Below are 7,614 nucleotides of genomic sequence, written 5' to 3'. Positions count from 1 at the left end.
GGCTTTGTGAAGTACTGATTCTTGGTAGTGTCGTTATCGGGTTTATTCTGGCTGCTATTGGCGGATCTATTGGTGGCCGGATCGGGGGATTGAGCGGGTTTGTTGCAGGGCCGATAGTAGGGTTTCTCGTATTATCGTATCTCTTCTACGGGCGCTGAATCACCTGTACTGACCGCCATTGAGCCGAAATGTATCTCTTTCTAAGGATTTCAACAGAGCCATTCCACTGTAACTGCTTCTACGACGCTTTAACAGGAGACTTTCACTCTTGATGAGGGGTGTACAGACCTCCTATTCCCGCGTCAACCGATCACGGTTATCCAAAATTGACTCGTGAACCATATCCAATTCACTTCGCACACGGGGTGTCTCCCCGCGTTATCGATGTGTAAATATGCTCAAATCAGTCGTATAGCCTTTGAAGTCTCATATTTGAACGTGTAACCCAACCAACGTAGTATGTATCTACTGTTCCGATGAAAGTCTGCTACTCGTCCGAATCGACCGGCCCTTTGTATCTGGACTTGACTGATTCGCCTTCTCTCCATTGCCAGTAGTAGTAGCGGTTGTTGTTGATCTCCTTGACCGTAATCGTCGCTTTCGCAGGAACATCATCCGGGAGATCATCAGGTTGCTCCTTATCTTCGTCATCAGCTGACTCCTTGTCGAGCTCGGCGCCACGGGCTTTGTGCGATGCGAGCGCCTCAGCGTAGCGGGCGACGTACCGGAGCCGGGTTGGTGAATAGCTGTTGAGCCTGTCGACGATCTCCGTCGGAAGATCTTCCGGCGGTGTCGGTGGTTTGGGAAACATCAGCGATCGCCTCGTCTGGCTCTTATGTGTCGCTGTCCCCCAATTCTGATTGTGGAAATGCTCCGTTTCCGGAAACGTCCGAAAACTCACTCGGTGCTCTCTAGCTCGGCGTCCTCACTGTCGATCTCAATGACGTCACCGTCGCCGACGTCCAGCGCGCCACGAAGATTTTCAAGATGGTCGTCTGCCTCCTCGCGGAGTTACTCAGAGACCTCGGCTACTCAGACATTCGTGCGGATCACACATCAGCGTACCCGGACCCAGAGAAAAGAAATGGTCGGGTCCCTGATGTCACTGCTTATAGTCCGTTTGGACGTGATCCAGTGGTCGAAATCGATACCGGGACAAACACTACGACACGAGATCAACGCCAGCTCAGCGATATCTCAACAGGACTTGATCCAAATGAGAGCCTACTTCAGGTCGACTGTGATGACCCGCTTTTCGACGGCTGGTAACTACGGACCCCGAACCACTTCGTGGATCTCATCGGCAACCTCCCAAAGGGACTTACGGGTATCCCATGTCCAGCATCGCCCTTCCCGTTCAAAAATTTCGAACTTACTTTCCTGTGGACTGCTGTATGGTCTCGGAGTAGTCATCTCCGGTTCACCCTCCGAGCTTGTTGAGAAAACATCATCATACGAGGGGTGATCGGAGCTAATTTTTTGTTCAGAGAAATCCGAATAGTCTCTGACTGCGAGATTGGTTTTAGCAAAGAAAGGATGGTTATCCGGATTGCTTCCATTAGGTGTGAGATCACCGAGTTCTACAGAAGATCCAGCGTTCCGACCCTCGGAGACGAAAACGATCGCAGTAACAATTCTCGCCACCGATTGGAATTTTAGATAGGTTTCGAGATTGCTTTGTGCCGCTTCTGTGCTGACATCATCCAGTTCCTCGAAATATGGAAGCTTAATCAGCGTCTTCGCAGCGGTGTCCGATTTTCCGTTCAGTTGTTGGCAAACAAGATTGAGACGCCGTTTCGGGTGTTCAGAGAAGTCGCCTAACACCAGATAGCTGATTTGGTTATTTTTGACAAATTCGAGTTGGAGCTTGAATTTCGCCAGCGCTTGGAGTTCCTCTTTTTGGATATCTAGACTGACTACGTGGCGCACCTCGTCTTCGCCCAGTATGGACCCTACCCCGGATCCCTCCGAGTTCAAAATGCGATTGGGGTCTACCGGACCTGCCATATCTGAGCACTGGTTTGGTATGGACAAAAGGGTTCGGGACCAATTCGGAAAAGAACGGGGATTACCGATTTGGATTTCCCGAATTGTTATGTGTCGTGCCGCCTATCCTTTTTATATGACTGCGTCTGACGGCGCCCCTAATAAAAAAGGAAATGAGGTTCAGCACCTCCTGACCCAGGATACTCGGTTCCAGATTGTTCAGAATATTCTGGCCCATCCGGAATCGCTGCCGTCACTCCGTGAGCTTGAATACGTTGTCGACAAGGGTCGGTCAACGATCTATGAGCACCTCGAAACGCTCGAAAAAGCAGGGATCACTGACCGATTTGAACTTGAGGGGGCTGATCGAGACCAGCCCTCGACGTTCTATGGGCTGACCCCGTACGGCATCCGCGTGGTCGATGATCTAGATCTATTCAACGATCTGGACCTTCTCCAAGAAATATACGTTGCGATGGACAAACCGGCGGAGGTCCAAGCCTATGAGGCTGCCCCTCGTCCCGGGAAGGCCACACAAGAGGAGCTTGAAGATGAATTAGCTGGACACTTGGAAGCAATTGATGAGACGGAAGGTGAACTTGACGAACAGATACAACGGCGTATCGAGGGGCTTTCGTTCACTCTTGAACAATCAAGTGAAATTGAGATTGAAACAAGTGCGGCCCAAGAACTCGGCCAGCGGCTTCTAAATGTACTTAGTGATTCAGCTATTGGTCCTCAAGTCTTAGACGGCTTTCGCGATATTGCTGAAGTAGCGCCAGATGCGATTGCTCCCACTATTCCGAGATTGATCGACCTCTTAGATGGGGCTGATGCTGAATGTCAGACAAAGGCATTACAGGTGCTCGTGGCCATCGCGACCTCAGAAGAGGCCTCTTTCGATACGGATGTTCGTGATCGATTGACGAATCTCGATATATTTTCGTTGATCAGAGAACTGCCACTTGTGGAGGCACGATCGCTTGTTGAAGGGCTTGACGAACTCTACGCTGAAATTGGTGCTACTGAGGCGCGTGCTGAGGCGATGAACGCATTGGGCCAGTATGCTGGGAGGAAAGCTCTCAATCCAGACGTAGACGCAGACGATGCGTTCGGGACTGCGACCCAAGCGTTTGAGACCACCGTAACGCAGTACGAACAACTTGATAAACCGCTTGAGCAAGCGGAGTCGCTCCACCAACTTGGCCTTCTCCACTTCCTTACTGATAGGGATCCCGTAGCAGAACCGTTCTCCGAAGCGGCTTCGTTATACGCTACTAATGGTGAATACGAATCTGCTGCGCGAGTATACGCTCAGTTGTCTGTAATGAGGAGTGAAAATGATGAGTTCGAAGCAGCAGCCGATACCATCGATCACATTGAATCGCTCGATGGATCGATTGAAGATGAATCCACGCGTGCTCTAATCTCTGCTGCAAAGGCACTTCTGAAGGCACACAACGGCGACGTTACCGAAGCAATCTCTCTACTGGAAGAGTCTACTATAGTGAATGCGGATGAGATAGACAAGTCAATTTTCGGGTCGGTACAGCTCATACTTGCGTACCACGCTATTGAGGCAGGGAACTACGAGACAACTATCGATTTGGCCGAATCTGCTAAGGAATTGGCAGAGGAAACCAAAACGAAACGACCCAAGGCCAGTGCTGAGCAAATTATTTCATCTGCCTTACTGAGACTCAACCGGGGGGACGAGGCAAAAGAGCACTTAGAAGCTGCTGTGGAATGCTTCAAAGAGATTGATGACACGGATTCCACAGTCGATAGTTTACGGCAGTTGGCAAACATTCAGATGATCGATGGGGAATTTGGTCCTGCTATTTCCACAATCGAGCGTGGTTTGAGCCTTCTCGATGAAAATGCGACTATCGAACAAGTAGAGCTCCAGCTGAAGATGGCGGATATCTATGCTGTAAGTGGTGACACTGATGCGTTGGAAGTGTCGCTCAAATCGATCGAAGAGCTGTTAGATTCAGAGGATATCGCAGATGAGCGCATCCAGGCAGAACTTAATCACCACTGGGGAGGGTTAAGGATGAGTGAGGGCAATCCAGAAGCTGCCGTCAACGAGTATACAAAAGCGGTTGACCAGTACACTGCTACAGAGAACCTCTCTCTAGCAATTACGACACAGATTGAACTTGCTGAAGCTTACAGTGAACTCCGCGAATACACACAAGCAATTGATTGCTTGGACACTGCCATTGAGTTCTCTGAGCAAACGGGGGACGATACGTACCGTCCCACTGTGCTGTTCAGAAAAGCCGATATACACCGAGAACAGGGGAATTTGGATACTGCCCTAGAGAATATTGAGCGTATTTTGAATCCCTCTGGACAGCAAGCATCTCGGGATATCATAACTGGCCGTGCCCGCTTCGAACGCGGATCGATCTTGTCTGAGATGTCCCAATACGCTGAGGCACGGGATAACCTGACAGAGGCACTCTCAACGCTCCGTGAGGAAGGCGCGAGTCACCTCGTTGTGAACGTATTGCGAGCTCTTGTTCGAGTCGCTGTGGAATCTGAGGAGCCGGAACAGGTTATCTCATGGTGTGAGTCTGCAGAATCGTATCTCGACTCGTGTGATGAAAGTTTTTCACCAGAAACCAGGTTGTACTTCGTGAAAACCCGCGCCCAGCATCAAGGCCCTACAGCTGGTGTGGAGGATCTGTTCTATGTTGGCCTACGGTATCTTGATATGGATCAAGTGGATGACGCGCTTCAGCCGCTGCGGGAAGCGTGGAACTCACACACCGAACTGGATTCGGGGACCGATGCGTACACCGCAGCGCTCTCTGCGGGGGTTGGGTTTGTCGGTGCAACCCGACTGGTAACACTGGATGAAGCCCAAGCAGCAGGTGATGAAGTCCTCGAAGAACTGGAGAGTTACACAGAATCACTGAGTGACTCAGCTCGGTACCTCTACCAGTTCTTGGCAGAATCGACAAACACGCATAGTAATCTAGAACTTGAAGCTGCTGAAAGGATTGATGGCGACTACTCACAGTTGTCTCAGTTGGAGGCCGTCGTATTCCGTGACTTAGTTGAGCAGCTTCGTAGCGATGATGATGAATTCGAATCAGATCCGACTGAGCCCATTAGGAGCGCCATAGGATCGACTGCGGCAGCCACAGGAACTGCTGTTACACAGCAGGCAGCTAGTCAATCAGCAACAAGTGCGGCCGGTATGACTGGCCGGCGGAGTGCCGACTGAGCTGTCGCAGACATTCGCCTGCCAAATACAGATTTCTACGTGGGAATGTAATATCTATTCGACTCAACGTGGGAGCAGATTACGTGCCTCAAAGAAGGCGTTAAGAGCTGAATTAACCGCCGACTGTCGTTCATCCTCCGGTACAGATTCTTGACTAGCATCAAGCAACTGGGCAACGCCATCCTGCCGGAAGCTGAACACTTCGCGATATTGGTCGAGGGTCAGACCATGATTGGACAGCTGATAGGCCCCACTTGTCCCAGAAATGTTGGGGGGAAGCGCTTCTTGAGCGACCGTAAGATTAGCTCGAGCGTCCGCAAAGCGTGACTGTTCGTAGGCCCGAACGCCGACTTCGATGGGTGTCGCGGAATCTAAATACGATTGCTGGGCCCGAATGTGCCGATCAAAGATCTCTCGTTGGGTACACAGAGCGTCAAGAACCGCCTGCTGGTCGGGAACAAGTGTTCGACCCTCGGATGTGACCTCGCTTGGAGCTTTTTCAGCGGCCGCCAGTTGCCCGAGCGACTGTTCGAAAGAACTGCTGTCCAATTTGGAGGCCGGGTCATAGTCGAGGTCCCCAGTTTGTTTGAGGACGTTGGGTCCAGAGTCACTAACCGACCCGAAGAGCGAATCCGCGGCTGTCAATGACGTCACGAGTGTGCTGTAGTACTCTGTTGCGGTACGTAGCGTATTGATTCGCTGTTGGATCTCTGGCTCATCAGGGAAGTCTTCGCTGAGAATCTGATTGACTGAATTTAGCGCTGTTTCTATTTTGTTGCGAAGATCCCAATTTGAATGTGGGTTTGCGACATCAGTCTCAGTCAGCGTTGTAGCCACCCCAGTAAATTGCATCTCAGCAGTCATGAGTCGATCCGCTGGGGTTGGTTCTATATCTTCCTTTTTACCAAGCAATCCCGATCCAACGCCAATAGCGCCCGTTACAGCAACCCCACCGACTATGAGATGACGTCGAGTAACCCCATCGTGAATATCTGCTTCGTCTGTATTCGCAGGAGTACGATCTCGATCACCCATTGGCTACTCTACCTGTCTATAATACTTAAATTCTTTCAGCGCAATAACCGAGCCATGACGGAACCAGATCTGGAGCGGCTCTCTGATGTTCAGTCTACACTCCAATCTGGGTACGGGTCCACGCACAGAGCGAGCGGCGTGTTCAATCAGTTCAACTTGCGGACGATCTCTCGGCAATCTACGCTGAATTAGATGATACAGCAATCCCCACCGAAGACGCCGTCGACGATCTCAGTGCGTTCTTCAGTGAGACGGACCGCAACCTCCAACGGACGCGCAAAGCTGTTGAGGTCGTCGAGGACAGTCTTGATGTTGGACTCGGACACAGCAAGCTTGCTCGGCTGGCGATGACGGGTGCGCAGTTGAGTTCCGGCGTTGCTTTGGTGGTTGCGACGCATAATCTTCTGATCGGTGCGAACAACCTAGATGTCGCCAGGGCCTCTGTTGATTCAATTCAGGATATCGCAGCTGAGCGGTTCCATGACTTCTATCGGGCGATTGGATTGGTTGTTGTAGAGGCTATCCTGTTCACGACCCCAATCAATTATGAGATTGCGTGGCGGAGCACGCGATATCTGAATAATCGCTTCCTGTATTCGCTTCGCCACAGTGGGTTCTCGGGTTCCGTGGATACAGCACTAAAGCAGCTCCATCGGGTTGTGTTGAGTGAGATCCACTACGCGATTCGTGGAATTGTGCCGGCAGGGCTTCGAGCTCCGGAAGAATTTGTAGCGTATCTCACGTCGGTGGCAACCCAGACGCTGGCGTTACTCTGGAAGTTCACTGATCTGAGTGTTGGAGAGATTCGTGGAAAGGCTGAGGAGATCGTCTCTGAATATCGGGCCTTTGTTGGAGAGACCTATGAGATAGTGACTGCTGATGTGGATGTTGATGCGGTAATTAAGAACGTTGTCGCACAGATCAGAGGAGAGGTCGATTTCTTCAGCTTGTCGTCTCCGTATCAGGATCCGAACGTCATGTAAACTGCTGGGCATACCCCCGCTACTAGTCCACGCCCATCACCCAGCATTAACCAACAATTCAGCAGTAGGGCCCGTATTGTTGGTTAAGGTATGCGAATTCGAGCACCCTCAAATATCGTTCGGAACAATTCGAGGTCCCCCTCATCGAGATAGGACTCAATATCCTCAATTGGGTGCCCATCTCAGATGAACTGTTTGTAGTCCTCAAACGCGTCGTCGCGACCAGCGGGGAGGATCACGATTCCGGTCATGCTTGAGTGGAAATCATTAGTGGGGAGCAAATAATTGGCTACAACTTCATTGACTCTGCTGAAATTCTAAGGAGCTGATAGGATTGGTGTGCGAGATACAGAGTATCAGTACCTCACAAAG

General features: G+C 50.9%; 7 protein-coding genes. 3 read left to right on the top strand and 4 right to left on the bottom strand.

Features of this window, described 5'->3' with window-relative positions; translation table 11 throughout:
- Positions 1 to 487: 487 nt before the first annotated feature.
- A complete protein-coding gene (locus tag DJ69_RS16820) occupies positions 488 to 811 on the bottom strand; it encodes a hypothetical protein (protein ID WP_099256688.1) in 324 nt (107 codons plus the stop codon).
- A 176-nt stretch (positions 812 to 987) separates the two neighbouring features.
- Between DJ69_RS16820 and DJ69_RS18070 the strand changes: the two genes are divergently transcribed.
- Positions 988 to 1,269, top strand: a complete 282-nt coding sequence (locus tag DJ69_RS18070) for a hypothetical protein (protein WP_144050473.1) — start codon at positions 988 to 990, stop codon at positions 1,267 to 1,269.
- On the opposite strand, the gene DJ69_RS18065 is transcribed toward DJ69_RS18070, so the two are convergent.
- Positions 1,270 to 2,007: a hypothetical protein gene (locus tag DJ69_RS18065; protein ID WP_144050472.1), complete on the bottom strand. Its 738-nt coding sequence runs from the start codon at positions 2,005 to 2,007 to the stop codon at positions 1,270 to 1,272.
- A gap of 115 nt (positions 2,008 to 2,122) precedes the next feature.
- Here DJ69_RS18065 and DJ69_RS16815 point away from each other — a divergent pair, with 115 nt between their 5' ends.
- Positions 2,123 to 5,224, top strand: coding sequence for a tetratricopeptide repeat protein (locus DJ69_RS16815; RefSeq protein WP_180271861.1), 3,102 nt, complete (start codon positions 2,123 to 2,125; stop codon positions 5,222 to 5,224).
- Between the two features lie 63 nt (positions 5,225 to 5,287).
- Here the strand turns inward: DJ69_RS16815 and DJ69_RS18060 are convergent, their stop codons facing one another.
- Together DJ69_RS18060 and DJ69_RS18590 are read right to left on the bottom strand one after the other, a co-directional pair.
- Positions 5,288 to 6,259 (bottom strand): hypothetical protein, encoded by a 972-nt coding sequence (locus DJ69_RS18060; protein ID WP_144050471.1) that lies wholly within the window; start codon positions 6,257 to 6,259, stop codon positions 5,288 to 5,290.
- A 188-nt stretch (positions 6,260 to 6,447) separates the two neighbouring features.
- Positions 6,448 to 6,585: a hypothetical protein gene (locus DJ69_RS18590; RefSeq protein ID WP_180271860.1), complete on the bottom strand. Its 138-nt coding sequence runs from the start codon at positions 6,583 to 6,585 to the stop codon at positions 6,448 to 6,450.
- Between the two features lie 21 nt (positions 6,586 to 6,606).
- Between DJ69_RS18590 and DJ69_RS16805 the strand changes: the two genes are divergently transcribed.
- Complete coding sequence (locus DJ69_RS16805; RefSeq protein WP_099256682.1) at positions 6,607 to 7,242, top strand: hypothetical protein; 636 nt, start codon at positions 6,607 to 6,609, stop codon at positions 7,240 to 7,242.
- The last annotated feature ends 372 nt before the right edge of the window (positions 7,243 to 7,614 follow it).

Source organism: Halorubrum persicum (assembly GCF_002727125.1).
Classification (GTDB): Archaea; Halobacteriota; Halobacteria; order Halobacteriales; family Haloferacaceae; genus Halorubrum; species Halorubrum persicum.
The sequence above is the reverse complement of the archived record's forward strand: the minus strand, read 5'-3'. Positions and strand labels throughout refer to the sequence as shown.

Excerpts from the sequence above, each read along its gene's own strand:
- DJ69_RS16815 (WP_180271861.1), top strand. The coding sequence starts at position 2,123 with ATGACTGCGTCTGACGGCGCCCCTAATAAAAAAGGAAATGAGGTTCAG.
- DJ69_RS16820 (WP_099256688.1), bottom strand. The coding sequence starts at position 811 with ATGTTTCCCAAACCACCGACACCGCCGGAAGATCTTCCGACGGAGATC.
- DJ69_RS18060 (WP_144050471.1), bottom strand. The coding sequence starts at position 6,259 with ATGGGTGATCGAGATCGTACTCCTGCGAATACAGACGAAGCAGATATT.
- DJ69_RS18070 (WP_144050473.1), top strand. The coding sequence starts at position 988 with ATGGTCGTCTGCCTCCTCGCGGAGTTACTCAGAGACCTCGGCTACTCA.
- DJ69_RS16805 (WP_099256682.1), top strand. The coding sequence starts at position 6,607 with ATGACGGGTGCGCAGTTGAGTTCCGGCGTTGCTTTGGTGGTTGCGACG.
- DJ69_RS18065 (WP_144050472.1), bottom strand. The coding sequence starts at position 2,007 with ATGGCAGGTCCGGTAGACCCCAATCGCATTTTGAACTCGGAGGGATCC.